General features: G+C 60.9%; 18 protein-coding genes and 1 pseudogene. 5 read left to right on the top strand and 14 right to left on the bottom strand.

Annotated features, from left to right (window positions below):
- Positions 1–338: 338 nt before the first annotated feature.
- The 13 genes and pseudogenes from folE to ACP15D_RS03015 all read right to left on the bottom strand — a co-directional run bounded on the left by folE (position 339) and on the right by ACP15D_RS03015 (position 7,842).
- Positions 339–976 (bottom strand): annotated as a pseudogene (gene folE, locus ACP15D_RS03075) (GTP cyclohydrolase I FolE).
- Positions 960–1,295 (bottom strand): cupredoxin domain-containing protein, encoded by a 336-nt coding sequence (locus ACP15D_RS03070; RefSeq protein WP_424956102.1) that lies wholly within the window; start codon positions 1,293–1,295, stop codon positions 960–962. The pseudogene folE and the gene ACP15D_RS03070 overlap by 17 nt, the downstream one beginning before the upstream one ends.
- Positions 1,296–1,306: 11 nt before the next feature.
- Positions 1,307–1,831 (bottom strand): DUF4142 domain-containing protein, encoded by a 525-nt coding sequence (locus ACP15D_RS03065; RefSeq protein ID WP_424956101.1) that lies wholly within the window; start codon positions 1,829–1,831, stop codon positions 1,307–1,309.
- Positions 1,832–1,918: 87 nt separating this feature from the next.
- Positions 1,919–2,602 (bottom strand): RNA polymerase sigma factor, encoded by a 684-nt coding sequence (locus ACP15D_RS03060; RefSeq protein ID WP_424956100.1) that lies wholly within the window; start codon positions 2,600–2,602, stop codon positions 1,919–1,921.
- A gap of 195 nt (positions 2,603–2,797) precedes the next feature.
- A complete protein-coding gene (locus tag ACP15D_RS03055) occupies positions 2,798–3,259 on the bottom strand; it encodes a hypothetical protein (protein ID WP_424956099.1) in 462 nt (153 codons plus the stop codon).
- Positions 3,260–3,487: 228 nt separating this feature from the next.
- On the bottom strand, positions 3,488–3,874 hold the full coding sequence (locus ACP15D_RS03050) for a hypothetical protein (protein WP_424956098.1): 387 nt from the start codon (positions 3,872–3,874) through the stop codon (positions 3,488–3,490).
- Positions 3,875–3,959: 85 nt separating this feature from the next.
- A complete protein-coding gene (gene metB / locus ACP15D_RS03045; RefSeq protein ID WP_424956097.1) occupies positions 3,960–5,168 on the bottom strand; it encodes a cystathionine gamma-synthase in 1,209 nt (402 codons plus the stop codon).
- A 116-nt stretch (positions 5,169–5,284) separates the two neighbouring features.
- Positions 5,285–5,725, bottom strand: a complete 441-nt coding sequence (locus ACP15D_RS03040; RefSeq protein ID WP_424956096.1) for a group III truncated hemoglobin — start codon at positions 5,723–5,725, stop codon at positions 5,285–5,287.
- Positions 5,726–5,744: 19 nt separating this feature from the next.
- The gene (locus ACP15D_RS03035) at positions 5,745–6,056 is read right to left on the bottom strand and encodes a DUF1971 domain-containing protein (protein WP_424956095.1); all 312 of its coding nucleotides are present in this window, start codon (positions 6,054–6,056) and stop codon (positions 5,745–5,747) included.
- Positions 6,053–6,400 (bottom strand): ferredoxin FdxA, encoded by a 348-nt coding sequence (fdxA, locus tag ACP15D_RS03030; RefSeq protein ID WP_424956094.1) that lies wholly within the window; start codon positions 6,398–6,400, stop codon positions 6,053–6,055. The genes ACP15D_RS03035 and fdxA overlap by 4 nt, the downstream gene beginning before the upstream one ends.
- A gap of 20 nt (positions 6,401–6,420) precedes the next feature.
- A complete protein-coding gene (locus ACP15D_RS03025) occupies positions 6,421–7,062 on the bottom strand; it encodes a hypothetical protein (protein WP_424956093.1) in 642 nt (213 codons plus the stop codon).
- A gap of 33 nt (positions 7,063–7,095) precedes the next feature.
- Positions 7,096–7,536: a hypothetical protein gene (locus tag ACP15D_RS03020; RefSeq protein WP_424956092.1), complete on the bottom strand. Its 441-nt coding sequence runs from the start codon at positions 7,534–7,536 to the stop codon at positions 7,096–7,098.
- Positions 7,537–7,572: 36 nt separating this feature from the next.
- Complete coding sequence (locus ACP15D_RS03015) at positions 7,573–7,842, bottom strand: hypothetical protein (RefSeq protein WP_424956091.1); 270 nt, start codon at positions 7,840–7,842, stop codon at positions 7,573–7,575.
- 116 nt (positions 7,843–7,958) lie between these two features.
- Between ACP15D_RS03015 and ACP15D_RS03010 the strand changes: the two genes are divergently transcribed.
- The 3 genes from ACP15D_RS03010 to ACP15D_RS03000 all read left to right on the top strand — a co-directional run bounded on the left by ACP15D_RS03010 (position 7,959) and on the right by ACP15D_RS03000 (position 10,333).
- A complete protein-coding gene (locus tag ACP15D_RS03010; RefSeq protein WP_424956090.1) occupies positions 7,959–8,393 on the top strand; it encodes an RrF2 family transcriptional regulator in 435 nt (144 codons plus the stop codon).
- Positions 8,394–8,404: 11 nt separating this feature from the next.
- On the top strand, positions 8,405–8,761 hold the full coding sequence (locus ACP15D_RS03005) for a DUF488 domain-containing protein (RefSeq protein WP_424956089.1): 357 nt from the start codon (positions 8,405–8,407) through the stop codon (positions 8,759–8,761).
- A 99-nt stretch (positions 8,762–8,860) separates the two neighbouring features.
- The gene (locus ACP15D_RS03000) at positions 8,861–10,333 is read left to right on the top strand and encodes a ferredoxin reductase family protein (RefSeq protein WP_424956088.1); all 1,473 of its coding nucleotides are present in this window, start codon (positions 8,861–8,863) and stop codon (positions 10,331–10,333) included.
- Positions 10,334–10,436: 103 nt separating this feature from the next.
- Here the strand turns inward: ACP15D_RS03000 and ACP15D_RS02995 are convergent, their stop codons facing one another.
- Positions 10,437–11,321, bottom strand: coding sequence for a ferritin-like domain-containing protein (locus tag ACP15D_RS02995; protein ID WP_424956087.1), 885 nt, complete (start codon positions 11,319–11,321; stop codon positions 10,437–10,439).
- Between the two features lie 91 nt (positions 11,322–11,412).
- On the opposite strand from ACP15D_RS02995, the gene ACP15D_RS02990 reads away from it, so the two are divergent.
- Together ACP15D_RS02990 and nosZ are read left to right on the top strand one after the other, a co-directional pair.
- Entirely contained in the window at positions 11,413–13,761 is a 2,349-nt protein-coding gene (locus tag ACP15D_RS02990; RefSeq protein WP_424956086.1) for a 4Fe-4S binding protein, read from the top strand.
- Positions 13,754–15,688 (top strand): TAT-dependent nitrous-oxide reductase, encoded by a 1,935-nt coding sequence (gene nosZ, locus ACP15D_RS02985; RefSeq protein ID WP_424956085.1) that lies wholly within the window; start codon positions 13,754–13,756, stop codon positions 15,686–15,688. Before ACP15D_RS02990 ends, nosZ begins: the two co-directional genes overlap by 8 nt.
- Position 15,689 lies beyond the last annotated feature (1 nt).

The raw sequence follows: 15,689 nt of genomic DNA, 5'->3' as shown, positions 1-15,689 counted from the left end.
GGCTTGCCGAGACGCTGAGGTTGATTGCCGGCTATCCGTAAACCTTTGGCTGGCTGCCATGCACGCCGTTCGCAGGACAAAGGGCGTTCATGCATCGACGACTTCTGCTGAGATGGCGCCTGCGTTCTCAAACGCAGCGACAAGTGGCGCAGTGGTCAAGATATCCTTGACAACTGCGACGCCAGTCCGCGCGCCCTGGTGGACCGGGCTTGGAGCCGACAAGGCGACGCGATTGTCGCAATGCCGAGGAAGCCGACATTAGCGCGTGCATCGGCATCCTCACGACTACGTGCCCGTCCACGTCCGCTTGGACTCCAAAGTGGACGAAGAACTTACCGCTAGAATCGCGGCCGGGTTGTTTCGTTGAGGAACTCTTGGCGGGTGATCGCGCTATCGCGGAACACACCGAGCATGCGCGAGGTGACGAGGTCGGTGCCGGGCTTCATGATCCCGCGTGCGGTCATGCAGAAGTGCTCGGCCTTCAGAACCACGCCGACGCCCTGCGGCTTTAGAACCGAGTCGATTGCGTTGGCAATCTGGGCGGTCATCTTCTCCTGGATCTGCAGGCGCTTGGCATAGATCTCGACGATGCGCGCCAGCTTGGAGATGCCTACGACGCGGCCGTTAGAATGTAGGCGACCCACGCGCGCCCAATGATTGGCGCCATATGGTGCTCGCAGTGGCTCTCGAAGCGGATGCCGCGCAACACGATCATCTCTTCGTAGCCCTCGGTCTCCTCGAAGGTCTTTGACAGAATCACCTCGGGGTCCTCGGCGTAGCCTTTGAAATATTCCTCATAGGCTCGCACCATGCGCCGCGGCGTCTCGGCTAACCCTTCGCGATCGGGATTCTCCCCGGTCCAACGGATGATGGTGCGGAAGGCCGCTTCGACCTCGGACATCGGAGGCCTACTTTGAGCTTCCGGATGAGACCAATGCAAGCTCTGGCGAGTCAGCCGGTCACTTTGCGTCGACATCGATACGCCCCGTCATGCCAGGATGAAATTTGCAGTAGTAGGCAAACGTGCCTGCAGTTGTGATCGGTAGCCGCGCGGTCTTGCCGGCAGCAATAGCGAGATCCCATGCGCCGCCTTTGTCGGTCGCCGTGTGATCGACGAAGTCGCCGTTCGCCCATTCGATCGTGTCGCCAACCTTTACGGTGGTCCGGGCCGGCGAGAACGCCAGGTCCTTTATCGTGACCCGCACGATCTCACCCGCCGAGGATGGTGCAGCCAGCAGAACCGCGATGAACCAAGCAACGGTTAGGCGAAGGCAAGTGCCAGGCAACTTCGTCACGCTCATTCGACTTAGTGGAGTTGACCGGCGAGATGCTCGGCATGCTGCTCGTGGCCCTGAAATATCTTGAGACCGGTCTGCAGGAAGCTTTTCAGCTCCGCATTGCTGGCGTTCGGGATCAGTGTGGACGACAACGCCTCATTGACCGTCTTGTGGAATACGACCTCGTTGTCGACGTAGGCTTTGTCGAATGCCGCGCCGGACAGCTTGCCCAGTTCCAATCGCTTATCGGCTGCATCTTTGGTGAGGCTCTTGCTGGTCGCATTGTCTTCCGGCGTGACCTTGAGCTTCTTGACCAGCGCGAGCGCCTGATCGTTTACCGCCGTATGATCCTTGACCATGTTCTCGGCAAAGTCGCGAACATCCTTGCTCTTGGACTTCTGAAGGGCGAGTTGCGCGGCCTTGATATCGAGATTCCCCGCCGTATAGGCGATGTGCGCGATCTGTGGGTCAGTTGGCTTGTCGCTCGCCTGCCCCGTCGATGCGGCCGCTACCCACAAAAATGCTGCTGCTGTACTTCCGATCGGAAAATGCATCTCCTATCCTCCGTTTTCTGGCGACCGAGGTTCGGATCGCTCTCTTTCGAAGGATTGGATGCAGCGCCTCGAATAAAGTTCCCGACTCTAGTTCGAAGCGTTGAGACGGGCCAGGACGGCATTGGTGAAATGCGCGCAGCGTTGGCCGTCGAAGGGAAACACGTCGTTGAAAAGGCCACCGACGTGGTCTGCGAGCGACTCCTTCAGGAGGCGTCGCGCACGATGCAGGCGCGTTTTCACTGTCTCTGGCTTGATGTCGAGCAATCCCGCGGTCTCCTCGATGCTCATGCCTTCGAGGACACGCGCGACCAGCACTGTGCGGAATTCTTGCGGAAGCGCGTCGATCGCTTGCTCTACGAGGCGGCAGATTTCTCGTTGGGCCATCGTGCTCTCCGGGTTGTTGGATTGCTGCGCGGCTCCGGGGAATGGGATCACCTGTGCTCCGTACGAAGCCTCAGGGGTGTGCGGCCGCTCACTGGCCGACCGGTGCCGCAGCCGCTGCAGGGCCTCGTTAGCGACGATGCGGGTCAGCCATGTGGACAAACGCGAGTCGCCGCGGAATCCGGCGATATTGGCGAAAGCATGCAGGTAGGCCTCCTGCAAGACATCCTCGGCTTCCATGTCGTCGCGAACGATGCTGCGCGCGACGCGATACAAGCGTCGATTGTGCGTCTGGATGATGGTGCGAATAGCACCTTCCTCTTTCCGCACGGCCCGGCGGACGAGTTCGCCCTCCGTCGAGCAATCTACGTCGATCTGGTACTCAGTCATCGAAGGGCTCTGTATATGACTACACACCAACGATTGGATGCAGGAACGTTCTAAAGGTTCCGCTTTAGGGCGCGACTTCGACCCATTTCATACGCGTAGAGTGCGGTTGCGACGCTTCCGAGAAGCCGGCTGATTTTCACCCAGATTGCGCTCCCAAGCCTTGTCAACGCGTCTCGCGCCGCATGTCTTCTCGCCTTAGAGAAGTCCGTGACTGCCACCAATCGCACCGACCAGCGCAATAAGGCTCAACAGAAGCAGCAGCGTGTGTACCCACTCCATCCGCCTGAAATCAGCTGGACCGGGGGAGCTGGCCATTCGGCGATGCAGGAACAGAGGTTCGACCACGAAGAGCATCGTCGCGAACAATAGCCAAACGAGCAGCATCGCGTGCATCCACCAGAAACGGGGATCGGCGTAGCGGCTCCACAGATCGGCTCGGTAAACCATCCAGAAGCCGCTAACGCCTGCGAGGGCCACCCAGATCCGGGCTTGCCACGCGAACCGCCCTTCGACCCGGTGAAAAGCGGCTAACCTCTTCTCCGGCGGAGATCCGTCGCGGATCGAGGGCATCACCACCGTCGTGACAAAGGCGACGCCGCCGATCCAGAAGAGGACCGCGACGACATGGATGGCCCGGGCGATGGTGAAATCATCCATTGGTCAGCTGCAGCGTCGCAAAACTGGATCTGCAGGTGATGGTGCGCGATTTCCAGGGGGTCGTCGCCGGCCTGCTGGGCTCATGCCATCACTGCGATCGCCGGGGCATTCCCACTTTATCGTTTGGCTAGCTTGGGACATCGCGGGTGCCTTCGCCCATGAACTTGACTGCTTGACTCCTCGACATCGCGTTTGACCGCAGAGCTGCTGCAAGAACACGATGCCACATCAATTGGCCACGCTCATCTGAATCAGCAAGATTGAAAGGGCAACCTCGTTGATCGCCCAAGCGACGGTAGCCGTACGCGCCAGCGCGGTCCATAAGTCAGGGTGGTAACCGAATGGACGTCCCTCAACGTTCTCAGCGCAGCGCCAAACGCTGACGAGGACCCAGGCCGTATAGGTCGCGAGGGCAATCAGCACTGCAATTAGACCGGGCAGAGCGACCCAATGTTCTAATCCAGCCGCTGCTATGACAACTGCGAGCCCCAAGCTCAGGAGTACGCCGTATAGCCAGTAGATCTTCCAAAGCGGCCCTTCGCCTCGCCAATAGTACGCAACAACAGTCATCGGCCGCGCCGTGTCCTCGGTTGCGTGACGACGTTCGTTACCCACGGCATGCTCCAACTAGCTACAGTTAAGACCGTTCGTTCGCGACGAGGGCCAATAGCTCACCACGGCATCTATTAGCTTTGAGACGTCAACGTTCGAGCGGATCAGTCTTAGAGTTTTGCTGCACGTTGCGAGCGCAGGCGTGGTTTGCATCTAATGCGCACTTTAGGTCGTCGATCAGGTCGGACTCGGCCTCAAGCCCGACGGAAAGCCTAACCAGGCTGTCGGTAATGCCAGCCACCCGGCGAGCTTCGGCTCCCATTCCGAGATGCGTCATCGTCGCTGGATGCGCCACGAGGCTTTCGATGCCGCCCAGCGACTCGGCCAGCGTGAATACGGACAGGCTTTCGACGAAACGTCGAACGGCGCCGACCCCGCCGGCAAGCTCAAAACTCAACATGGCGCCAAACCCCGACTGCTGCGAGCTGGCCAGCGCGTGTCCAGGGTGTGAGGCAAGCCCAGGGTAATGAACAGCGGCGACGGCAGGATGAGCGTGCAAATACTCAGCGATCTTTGCCGCCGTGATCTGCTGGCGTTCGACGCGCGGAAATAAGGTGCGCAGTCCCCGCAAGGTCAGGTAGCAATCGAACGGCGAGGCGGTCACACCGCAGACGTTGGCCCAGGCCGCCAGGGTCTCCGCATCAGCCTTGTCGGCCGCAATGACGGCACCACCGACCACGTCCGAATGGCCATTGAGGTACTTGGTCGTCGAGTGGATGACGAAGTCCGCGCCTAATTGCATCGGGCGCTGCAGCGCCGGCGACAAGAAGGTGTTGTCAACGGCAACCTTCGTGCCCGCCGCCTTGGCGCGTTCCACAATCGACTGGATGTCGACGACGCGCATGAGCGGGTTGCTCGGCGTTTCGATCAGGAGCAGGGCAGGAAACTGCTCCAGTGCCTCCGCTAATGCCTTGGTGTCGTTCTGGTTGACGAAAAGCACATCAAACTGCTTGCGATCACGCCGCAGCGAGAGCAAGCGATGGGTTCCGCCATAGCAATCGTGCGGTGCCACGATGAGGTCGTTCGGACCAAGGAGGCTCAGCACCAGGTCGACCGCGGCCATTCCTGACGAAACGACCACCGCTCCCGCGCCGCCCTCGAGTTCGGCCAAAGTGCTTGCAAGAAGATCGCGGCTGGGGTTTGCCGTTCGCGAATAGTCATGGGCACGCGGGCGTTCGTAGCCTTCGAACGAGTAGGTGGTCGACAGGTAGACCGGCGGCGTCACCGCGCCGAAAGCCTTGTCGGTGGCGATGCCCGCATTCACCGCGATTGTTCGCGGATCTTTTTTCTTGTTCATGGACCTGTCCGACGCCGTGGTTCGACCGCCAAGCATACCGCGAAATTTTCATCAATCGGCATGGGATCGTTCTATGGTTCGATAGCCGTGATCTCTGATTGCGGCCAGCCGTGGCCTCATCGCGAAACGCTATGGTCGCCCGACCGTACCGCAGGGGACGCCCCGCGGTGGATCGCGATGCCCATTTGCAGCGACTCGGCGATCCGCTCGGCCCTATCGGCAAAGAGCGCGGCAGCGCCAGGCGGGCAGACCACCGCGGCCGTCGCCCGGAACAGCGCGAGCCATTGCCTGAAATGCTCCGGAGTTATTTGTGGGATTTCGGCATGCGCCTTCATTGGCGTGCCCTTGTAGCGGCCCGTCATCAGTGTCACGGACGACCAGAAGGCGCACAGCTTGTCCAGATGCGCGTCCCAATCTTCGATCGCGGAATTGAAGATGGGACCGAGCAAAGCATCCTGGCGCACACGCGCGTAGAACTCATGCACCAGATCGCGGATCATCGGTTCGGTTACGCCCGCTTCGAGGCCCGGTGCCTTGGGGTGCGGATCGCGCGTCATCGGCTGACCTTTGCCTTGCTCATTTGGCCTCCGCCCGGCGATGGAATTCGATCAGAAACCTCGTCTCCGCATCAAGCAGTTCGACGTGGTGCAGCGCCTCTGGGTCGATGACCGCCGTGCTTCCCTGTTCGATCACGAGCGCCTTTGGAGGGACAGCGTCGATGCAGTACCGCAGCCTGCCTTGCGTCACTCGCAGCAGACCCCAGACCCCCGCTTTGGTGCGGTGCGCGCTCAGCAGCGATTGGGGGACGGTCATAGCCGTGAACTCGGGCGACGTCTTATAGTGCCTTAGGCCGGGTGGTAGGGACGCCGCTATGCTTGCAGATGTCATGTCGCCACCTCAACCTTGGCTGGGTGCGGCGAGAAGTCGGCCAACTTGCCTGGCAATCCGTTCTGCGCATCCGCGTCCGCAAGCGGAAGCTTCTTTCCGGTGATGTTCGGCCACTTGGTCGAATACTCGCGATTGAGTTCCAGCCAGGCGACCGTCGCCCCGGGGTCGCTGTCGGGGACGATGGCTTCAGCGGGGCATTCGGGAACGCAGACGCCGCAATCAATGCACTCGTCGGGATGGATGACGAGCATGTTCTCGCCTTCATAGAAGCAGTCGACGGGGCAGACCTCGACGCAATCGGTATATTTGCATTTGATGCAATTCTCGGTGACGACGTAGGTCATCGGCTGACACCAGCGCTCCGCTATTTCACCACTTCGATCTTGCCGCATGCCACGGGGATCGTGACTTGCGCCGGTACGCCGGGCAGCGACTTCACCGACGCGGGAAGTTTCGCGTCGCTTGCGACGCCATGCACGAAGATCACCCGCTTGCCGAGATCGAGAACCGGCGCCTGAAACTTCTCCTGCAAGGCCTTCTCGAGTTCGTCGACCTGGTCGGAATGCCTGTAGCTAGCGACGCCCTTGTCATCTGCGACGGGATAGGTGTCGTTGGGGATCTCGAGCGTGACCGGATGCTTGTGGAACGGCAGCATGGTTGTCCCCGCGACAGCCTCCGTCTCGATCAGATCGATATAGCCATCCCCGTTCGTATCCTCCTTGGCAGTTGGACAGCTCGCATCCTTGCCATTGGGGAATCCGTGAAAGTGCTGCAAGTGCATCAGGCCCGGCGTGAGGCCTGCAAGATCGATGGAGACAGTCAGCTTGCCATCGGCCACCTCAAGGTCGGCGTTTCCGCTTGTGGAGGTTCCGATTTTAGCCGCATTGAGGGGCTGCAGCTTGGCGACGTAGCGTTGCTCCGCGTTGCCGTTAGTCGCCGATAGTAGGACCAGGCATGACGTCAGTGCCAGCAGATGCAATTCGGCGCGGTTCTGCCTCTCTATCATGTCATCCTCCTATGTATGTGCTGTCCACGGCAGCTAGGCCGTCACGGTCCAGATCACGGCGAGTGCGGTAAAGCCGAATAGGACCGCGAGGGGGACGCTGATAATTTGCGCTACGCCTTCCCAGCGACGGATGGGTCCGGTCCATAGGTCAACCATTGCGCTTGTTCTGTGCGCTGTATCGCGCTGCCAGCGTTGATCGCGTGCAGCTCTCACGCGGCGCATGAGGAGCGGGACGAGAAAAAAGGTCAGTGCGAATCCGATGCTGATGACGACGGCAAACAAGGCATCGCCGCTACCGAAGAAGGTGAATGCAGCCACGCCCAGGGCGCCCGCGTAAGCCAGCATCATGATCGGGCCCGCGACCGCGAGGAGGCCGTCGTCGTAATCGACAGCGCCCTCGCGGCCGGCCCGCTCGCTGTCCGCTGAGGGAGCGTTGTGCCCGATGCCAGGCCTTGGTTCTTGTAGATGTGACATCGGTCACCTCCTATCAGTCGGATTGAGCGAGATTTGTCAGTTCGAGGGGTGGGTGTAGTGATTTTCCGGGGTCCGATCGGACGTCCCGAACGGGGTCCGCGCCACCTCGGTGCCGGCCGCCCCGGTAATGCTCGCGCCGGGCGTGCGATCAGGATGAGCATTGTCGGGCGTGCGATCGGAGGTCTTAACGGGCACCAGGGCGGATGCCTGCACCTTGACCAAGGTAAGGTCAGGTGCGGCCTCCGCGAAGGCCGGCGACAAAGCGGCGAGCGAAAGTGCAGCGGTGCATGCGATGAGTCTGAACATGCCGATCCTCCTTAGTGTTCGAGGTTCGAGGAGCGAACCTCCTTCTAAACAAGCATCTAGAATGTATCTTTTAGCATGTCCATATAGCGTGCATCAATAAACCGTGAGGCAATTGGATGCAGCTCACCCGGTTCTCTGACTACGCCTTGCGCGTGCTGATGTTTGCTCATGCAGCGGGCGATCGACTTGTCACCATCGAGGAGATGGCTGACGCGTACGCAATCTCGCGGTCGCACCTGATGAAGGTCGTGAATACGCTGACCCGTGCCGGCTACCTGACCGCCGTTCGGGGCCGTTACGGCGGATTGCGATTGGCGAAGGCGGCCTCCGAGATCAATCTAGGCGACGTCGTCCGCGCAACCGAGCCTGATTTCGCACTGGTTGAGTGTTTCAGCACTGGCAATCAGTGCATCATCACGCAGCGCTGCAAGCTGCAAGGCGTGCTTCGCTCAGCGCTCGGCGCTTTTTTGGCCGAGCTTGACAGGCATACTCTGGAGAGCATCGCGCTGAAGCGGCGGGATTTCCCCGGCATGCTGAGCTCGGCGAGCTGAATGGGCGAGACATGGGTCGGGTTCAGATCAAGAGGGTGTACGAGCCGGCGGCGCGATCCGACGGCTTCCGCGTGCTTGTCGACCGCCTATGGCCGCGCGGCATCTCCAAGCAGCGCGCAGCTCTCGATCTGTGGATGAAAGACATCGCCCCCTCGACCGAGCTTCGCCGCTGGTTCGGCCACGACCCCAAGCGATGGAGGCAATTCAAGGCGCGATATCGCGCTGAACTGGTTGAGCAGGATAGTGCCCTTGCTCTGCTGCGATCGCGTGCGCGCAATGGGCCGGTGACGCTTTTGTTCGGAGCGCGGGACGTCGAGCATAATGAAGCGGCGGTGCTCAAAGAAATGCTCACTGGAAAGGCTACCTAGGATCGAAGATTGGCTCTTCTCACTGAAAGCTACTACTCGCCGACTTGCTCCTGGCTTCTCTTTCCCGCTGGGTGCCGATGCTGCAGATGGAGGTTACGCTTGATACTTCCGGAGAAGGCATCCCTGACCCAGGAGGCAAGCGCGTATGCGCGTCGTCCCGGGACGCCGGGGCTTGTAGTTGCGCTGCTCTTTGTCGTAGCGGCCCTGCTGCCGATGCTCGCTGCGATCACAACAGGGATCAAGCCAGCGCGCATCGCTGTCGAGTTTGCGACCGCCTTAGGGCTCACGGCCGCGGCTTTGTTGTTGCTGCAGTTTCTGAGCTCCGGGCGCTACGAAAGCGTCTCTGGGCGCATCGGCATCGACCGCACTATGGGATTCCACCGCATCGCCGCCTACGTCCTTCTCGCCTTCGCGCTTCTGCATCCGTTGGGCTATCTGGCCGGCACGCTGCTCACGGATCCGGTTGCGGCCTGGTACCGCCTGAGCGGAATGCTGGGAGGTCCGCGCTTGCGCAGCGGTGTTGTCGCGCTCACGGTCATCATCATCATCGTGACCCTCGCTACCCTGCGCACGCATCCTTTCATGCGCTATGAGTATTGGCGTGTTGCACACGGTCCGCTGGCAATCCTGGCAGCAGGTCTCGTTCTCCATCACACGCTGAGTGTCGGACACTACAGCGCGCAGGGGCCGGTACGCCTCGTTTGGATGCTACTCGCATCCGGGGCCACTTGTGCGATCCTCTTAGTTTATGTCGTCCGGCCGTGGCGCATGTGGCGTGAGGACTGGCGCGTCGAGAATGTGCAGCGGCTCGGCGAGCGCCTCGTCGAGATGGTTCTGCGTGGTCCGACGACGACCAGACTGCGGTTCCGCCCAGGACAATTCATCTGGATGACGCTGGCGCCCAACCGGCCCCCGTTTCACGATCATCCATTCTCCATTGCGTCGGCTCCGGCCGCGCTACCCCGCTTGCGTCTCGTGATCGGCGAGGTTGGGGACTGCACGCGCACCTTTGCGAAGGTCGCGCTGGGTACGCGCGTGGCCATTGATGGGCCCCACGGAAGCTTTATCGTCCCGCCGGATAGAGCCCCCGTATTCTTGATCGCGGGCGGGACCGGTATCGCGCCACTACTTGGGATGCTGGAGCACGCAGCGGCAGACGGAGATCGAAGGCCATATCGCCTTCTCTACGCGGCTCGCAAGCAGAGCGGCCTCGTCTACCTTGATCGCCTGCGGGCTCTGCAATCGCAGCTCGATTTGTCCATCCACATTCTTGTCGATGAAGGCCCGGGCGAAAAGGACTTCGCCCCCGGCCCGCTCCAAGCAGACCATATCCGTGCCCTCTTGGGTGCGGCTGATCCGCGGGGAGCCGTAGCTCTCATCTGTGGGCCGCCGCGGATGATGGAAGTCGCGGCGGATGCTTTGTTGGACGCGGGCGTTCCCCGGCGCTCGGTTCTTTATGAGCGGTTCGACTATGGAGCCGGCAAAGGCCGGCTCGACAGGCAGCGTCAAAGACAGGCGCTGCTGGTGTTTCTCGTGCTCCTTGGCGCGATGACGGCCTTCAGCCTGCGCTAAAGAGTTGGGAAGTCGTCTCCGCCGCCCGGTACTCAACGACTGCGGCGATTTGGTCTTCGATAGAATGGTTTTCCGGGCTCGAGAGGCGTTGGCAGACTGGGCCTCAGTGGCCATCAATTCCGGAAGCGACTGCTCTCAGGGTCGCCAGCCGGTAGATCGCTACTGCCGCTAGTTTCTGTGCGGCCGATAGTGTTTCTGCTTCTGTCGAAATCTCTGCGAGACGCAAATAGGCATCAACCAAGTATTCGGATACGGCAACCAGATCGGCCTCCGCACCTAACGGCAGAGGCGGCATGGCCGGAGCGGGCCCGTGCGCTGCTTCCATCCCCTCCAACATCGCGGCAGCGCGCTTTGCTTCGGTCACGATGGTCGCGGCAAATTCGCCGCCGGCCGCGGTTTCGGGACGCTGGTCAATCGCCTCCGCAAGGTGCCGCTCGAAGGCGGCAAGTGCCTTCAGGGCGATGGGTACGGAGGCAGGGTTGGCTGCCTCTCCCTCGACATGAAAGGCTTTGCGTCGTTCGCGGCGCAGGAGAGACACATGCTCCAATTCCTCGAGGGCCATCTGCTCGGCGGCCTCCTTGACGTCCGTCCTATCGGCGTGGGCTGCCACGTAGGTCCAGAATGCAAACGAACGCTCCTCGTGGCGGACTGCGGACGCCAGGGCTCGGTATGGAGTGAGAAGTTTCGATTTCGCCGTCTCGCCGGGCGGCGCATCGAAGGTGTCAGGAATGGTCCACGGAAGCGGGGTCCGGGACGGCTCGGGCCGCTCGCTGCGTTCGGCCCACAAGTCCACCTGGCGGACGTGACCGCGCTCGACGTCGGCGAGATGTTCGAAGACGCCGGCGAGCTGCTCGCCGCCCTGTTGACGCAACTGAGCCGCAGTTTCAGTGTACCTGGCCACCGCATCGCACTCCATCGCGTGCGCGATGGCAAAGAGTTCTTCGAGCGATCTGACAGGTCCGGCCGGTTCGGCCTTCAATGATGACACGATCTTAACCCCAGAAGCGCCGAGATCTAAGCTTGCCCCACCCCTTATCCCAGATCAACTGATCAAGGGCGGAAGATGGTACGAGCCTTATATGCGATGTGCGCACAATTTTAAGCGTTCGGCTCGGCTTTGCGGCCATCTTGGACGCGCAGCCGGCATTCTCGTGGCTGTCTTTCTGCTGTGGCATTCTGATGTTGCGGCCGCCGCGTCGCGTCTCAGCGAGTTTGCGGCACGCGCAACGCCCCAGGAATTCTTCAAGCAGGCCACCCGCTTCGGAGAGCCGCAAGGCGATCCGCCGATCTTACCTGTCTTCGCAGGCGATCGGCTGCTCGGCTACGTCTACCTGAACACGGATTTCACCGGCGCGATCGGCTACTCGGGTAAGCCGGTGAGCATGCTCATCGGTATCGATCCCGAGGGTGTCATCACGGGCCTCAAGCTTGTCGAGCACAAAGAGCCGATCGTTCTCGTTGGCGTGCCCGAGCGTCGCGTGGTGGAGGCGATCAACAAGCTCGTCGGCAAGTCGGTCGCACCGATTGCCGCCGGCAAGGAGCGCCCGCCGCAGCCCGACATCGTCAGCGGAGCCACCGTCACCGTTCTGGTAATGGCCGATAGCGTCGTGCGCTCGGCTGTGCGCTTGGTGCGTAGCGGTCGCTTGTCGCCCGCACCCACTGGGCCTGGTGCCGAAGTGGTCGCCAGGAGAGTGATCGACCTCAGCCAAAGCGAGATCCGGGACTGGGCGAGCCTGCTCGGCGATGGCTCGATCCGCCGGCTCAGCCTCACTGTCGAGGAGGTCAATGAAGCGTTCGAGAAGTCCGGCAACAAGGAGGCCGCAAAGCACGCGGAGGCCGGGGATTCGCACGAGACTTTCATCGACCTCTATACAGCCTTGGTCAGCGTGCCGACGATCGGAAAGAGCCTCTTGGGCGAGAGCGGCTATGACCAGCTTCTCCGTCGCCTCAAGCCCGGACAGCAGGCCATTCTCGTCGCGGGCGACGGAATCTATTCGTTCAAGGGTTCGGGCTACGTCCGTGGCGGCATATTCGATCGCATCGAGCTGCTGCAGGACGGCTCGGGCACTCGCTTTCGCGACCGCAATCATGAGCGCCTCGGAGATCTTGCGGCCGCGGGAGCTCCGGCCTTGCGCGAGATCAGCCTGTTCACGGTTCCCGAGGACTTCGCATTTGATCCCACCGAACCATGGGAGCTGCAGCTGCTCGTGCAGCGCGCCACGGGCGCGCGCGAGAAGGCGTTCCTCACCTTCAGTCTCGGTTACACGTTGCCGGAACGATACACGAAGCGCGAGCAGCCGCTGCCGAAAGTGGCGGCCGATACGCCGCCAGGCACAGCGCGCGATGGGCAAGCAACGCCCAGTGCGGGTCCTGGCCCGCACATCGACAGCGAGGAACCACTGTGGAAGCAGATGTGGCACCGGAACGCCGCATCTGTTGCGGTCACCGGTGTAGCCATCCTCGTTCTGACGGCTATCTTCTTCTTCCAGAACCAGCTCGTCCGCCGACCCGACCTTTACACCTGGGTGCGTCGCGGGTTTCTTCTATTCACGCTGGTGTGGCTAGGGTGGTACGCCAACGCGCAGCTCTCCGTGGTCAATGTTCTGACCTTCACCAACTCGCTGATCACGGGCTTCAATTGGGAATACTTCCTCACCTCGCCACTCATCTTCATTCTGTGGTCGTCGGTGGCCGCCGCGCTGCTCTTCTGGGGACGCGGTCCCTTCTGCGGCTGGCTCTGCCCCTTCGGGGCGCTGCAGGAGCTCACCAGCAACGTCGCCAAGGCCCTGCGCGTCCCGCAGATCCGCGTGCCGTGGGATCTGCACGAACGTCTGTGGCCCATAAAATACATCATATTCCTATTCCTGTTCGGAATGTCGTTCTATTCGATAGCCTTCGCCGAGCAGCTCTCCGAAGTCGAGCCGTTCAAGACAGCGATCGTCCTGAAGTTCATGCGCGAATGGCCCTTCGTCGCGTATGCGGTGCTTCTGCTGGGCGTTGGGCTCTTCATCGAGCGCTTCTTCTGCCGCTACCTATGCCCGCTCGGCGCTGCGCTGGCGATTCCCGGCCGCATACGCATGTTCGAATGGCTGCGGCGATGGCCCGAATGCGGCTCGCCCTGCCAGCGATGCGCGAACGAATGCCCGGTGCAGTCAATTCATCCGGAAGGACACATCAATGTAAATGAATGCATTTATTGTATGCATTGCCAGGAGCTCTATTGGGACGATCACCGCTGCCCCCATATGATCCAGATCCGGCTCAAGCGAGCGAAACGCGAGGCGCTATCGTCTCCCTCCATGCGCGATAGCGCCCCCGCACCAGGTCAACCCGCTATCGGCCGATTGACCAAACTCATGTCGCAGAATTTCAGGATGCCTAAAATCAGGCTTTGGCCGACACGCGGAGAAGGAGGTTCCCATGACTGATCAGAACGACAAGCGCGGATTCACGCGGCGAGGCATGCTTGGGACGGCAGCCGCGGCCACGGCAGCCGGCGCCGCGGGCGGCATTGGTCTTGCCCGCTTCAGTGACGGCATGCAGGCTCAAGCGCAACCGGCGCCTGCGAAAGGCGGAGCAAGCCCACACGGAACGACGGAGGTTCGGCCAGGTGAACTGGATGAGTATTACGTATTCTCATCCAGCGGTCAGTGTGGAGAAGTGCGAATCTTGGGCCTCCCGTCCATGCGCGAACTGATGCGCATTCCGGTGTTCAACCGCTGCAGTGCCACCGGCTGGGGTCAGACCAACGAGAGCCTGAAGATCTTGACAGAGGGGCTTACGCCGGAAGCGCGTGATTTCCTGAAAACCCGGGGCGGCACCTACATGAACGGGGACTTGCATCACCCCCACGTCTCCTTCACCGACGGCACGTATGACGGCCGCTACTTGTATGCCAACGATAAGGCGAACACGCGTGTCTGCCGCATACGCCTCGACATCATGAAATGCGACAAGATCATACAGCTCCCGAACCAGCATACGGTGCATGGGCTGCGCGTGCAGAAGTATCCCAAGACAGGCTACGTATTCTGCAATGGAGAGGACGGAGTGCCCCTGCCCAATGACGGCAAGGTGCTTGACGACCCTAAGCAGTATCACTCTGTGTTTAGCGCCATCGACGGCGAAACCATGAAGGTCGCTTGGCAGGTGATCGTCGACGGCAACCTCGACAATGTCGACGCGGACTACCAGGGCAAGTATTGCTTCTCCACCTGCTACAATTCCGAAGAGGGTGTCACTCTCGCCGAAACGATGGCGAAGGAGCAGGATTGGATCACGATCTTCAACATCAAACGCATCGAAGAGGCGGTCAAGAAGGGTGATTTCAAGGAGATGAATGGAGTGCCCGTAATCGACGGGCGACATGGCTCCCCCTACACTCGCTACGTGCCTGTCCCGAACAGCCCGCACGGCATGAATACGGCCCCCGATGGCATTCACGTCGTCGCCAACGGCAAGCTCTCGCCGACGGTCACTGTCTTCGATGTGCGCAAGTTCGACGACCTCTTCGACGACAAGATCCAGCCACGCGATACGGTCGTCGCCGAGCCCGAGTTGGGACTTGGACCGTTGCACACCGCTTATGATGGCAAGGGCAACGCCTTTACCACGCTGTTCCTCGACAGCCAGGTGGTGAAATGGAACATCGACGCGGCCAAGCGCGCGTTCAGGGGCGAGAAAGTCAACCCGATTATCCAGAAGATCGATGTGCATTACCAGCCCGGGCACAACCACACCTCCATGGGACAGACCAAGGAGGCCGATGGAAAATGGCTTATTTCTCTGAACAAGTTCTCGAAGGACCGGTTCTTGAATGTTGGCCCGCTCAAGCCGGAGAACGATCAGCTCATCGATATCTCCGGCGACAAGATGGTGCTCGTCCACGATGGGCCGAGCTTTGCCGAGCCGCACGATGCGACGATCGTGCATCGATCAAAGATCAATCCGCTTCATGTCTGGAAGAGGGACGATCCGTTCTTCGCCGATACCGTGAAGCAGGCCAAGGCGGACGGCATCACGCTGGAAGCGGACTCGAAAGTGATCCGCGACGGTAACAAGGTGCGGGTCTACATGACTTCGGCCGCCCCCGCCTATGGATTGGATAGCTTCATGGTCAAGCAGGGAGACGAGGTGACGGTGTGCGTCACCAACGTGGATGACGTCGAGGATCTGACACACGGGTTCTGCATCGTGAACTACGGCATCAACATGGAGATCGGACCGCAGCAGACGTCGTCCGTCACCTTCATAGCGGATCGGCCCGGCGTCTTCTGGTACTTCTGCACGTGGTTCTGCCACGCCATGCACATGGAGATGAAAGGCCGCATGCTGGTCGAGCCGCGGAACGTGTAGC

The sequence above is a fragment of the Hyphomicrobium sp. 1Nfss2.1 genome (assembly GCF_965243865.1).
Lineage (GTDB): Bacteria > Pseudomonadota > Alphaproteobacteria > Rhizobiales > Hyphomicrobiaceae > Hyphomicrobium_A.
This window is presented reverse-complemented; position numbering and strand designations above follow the sequence as displayed.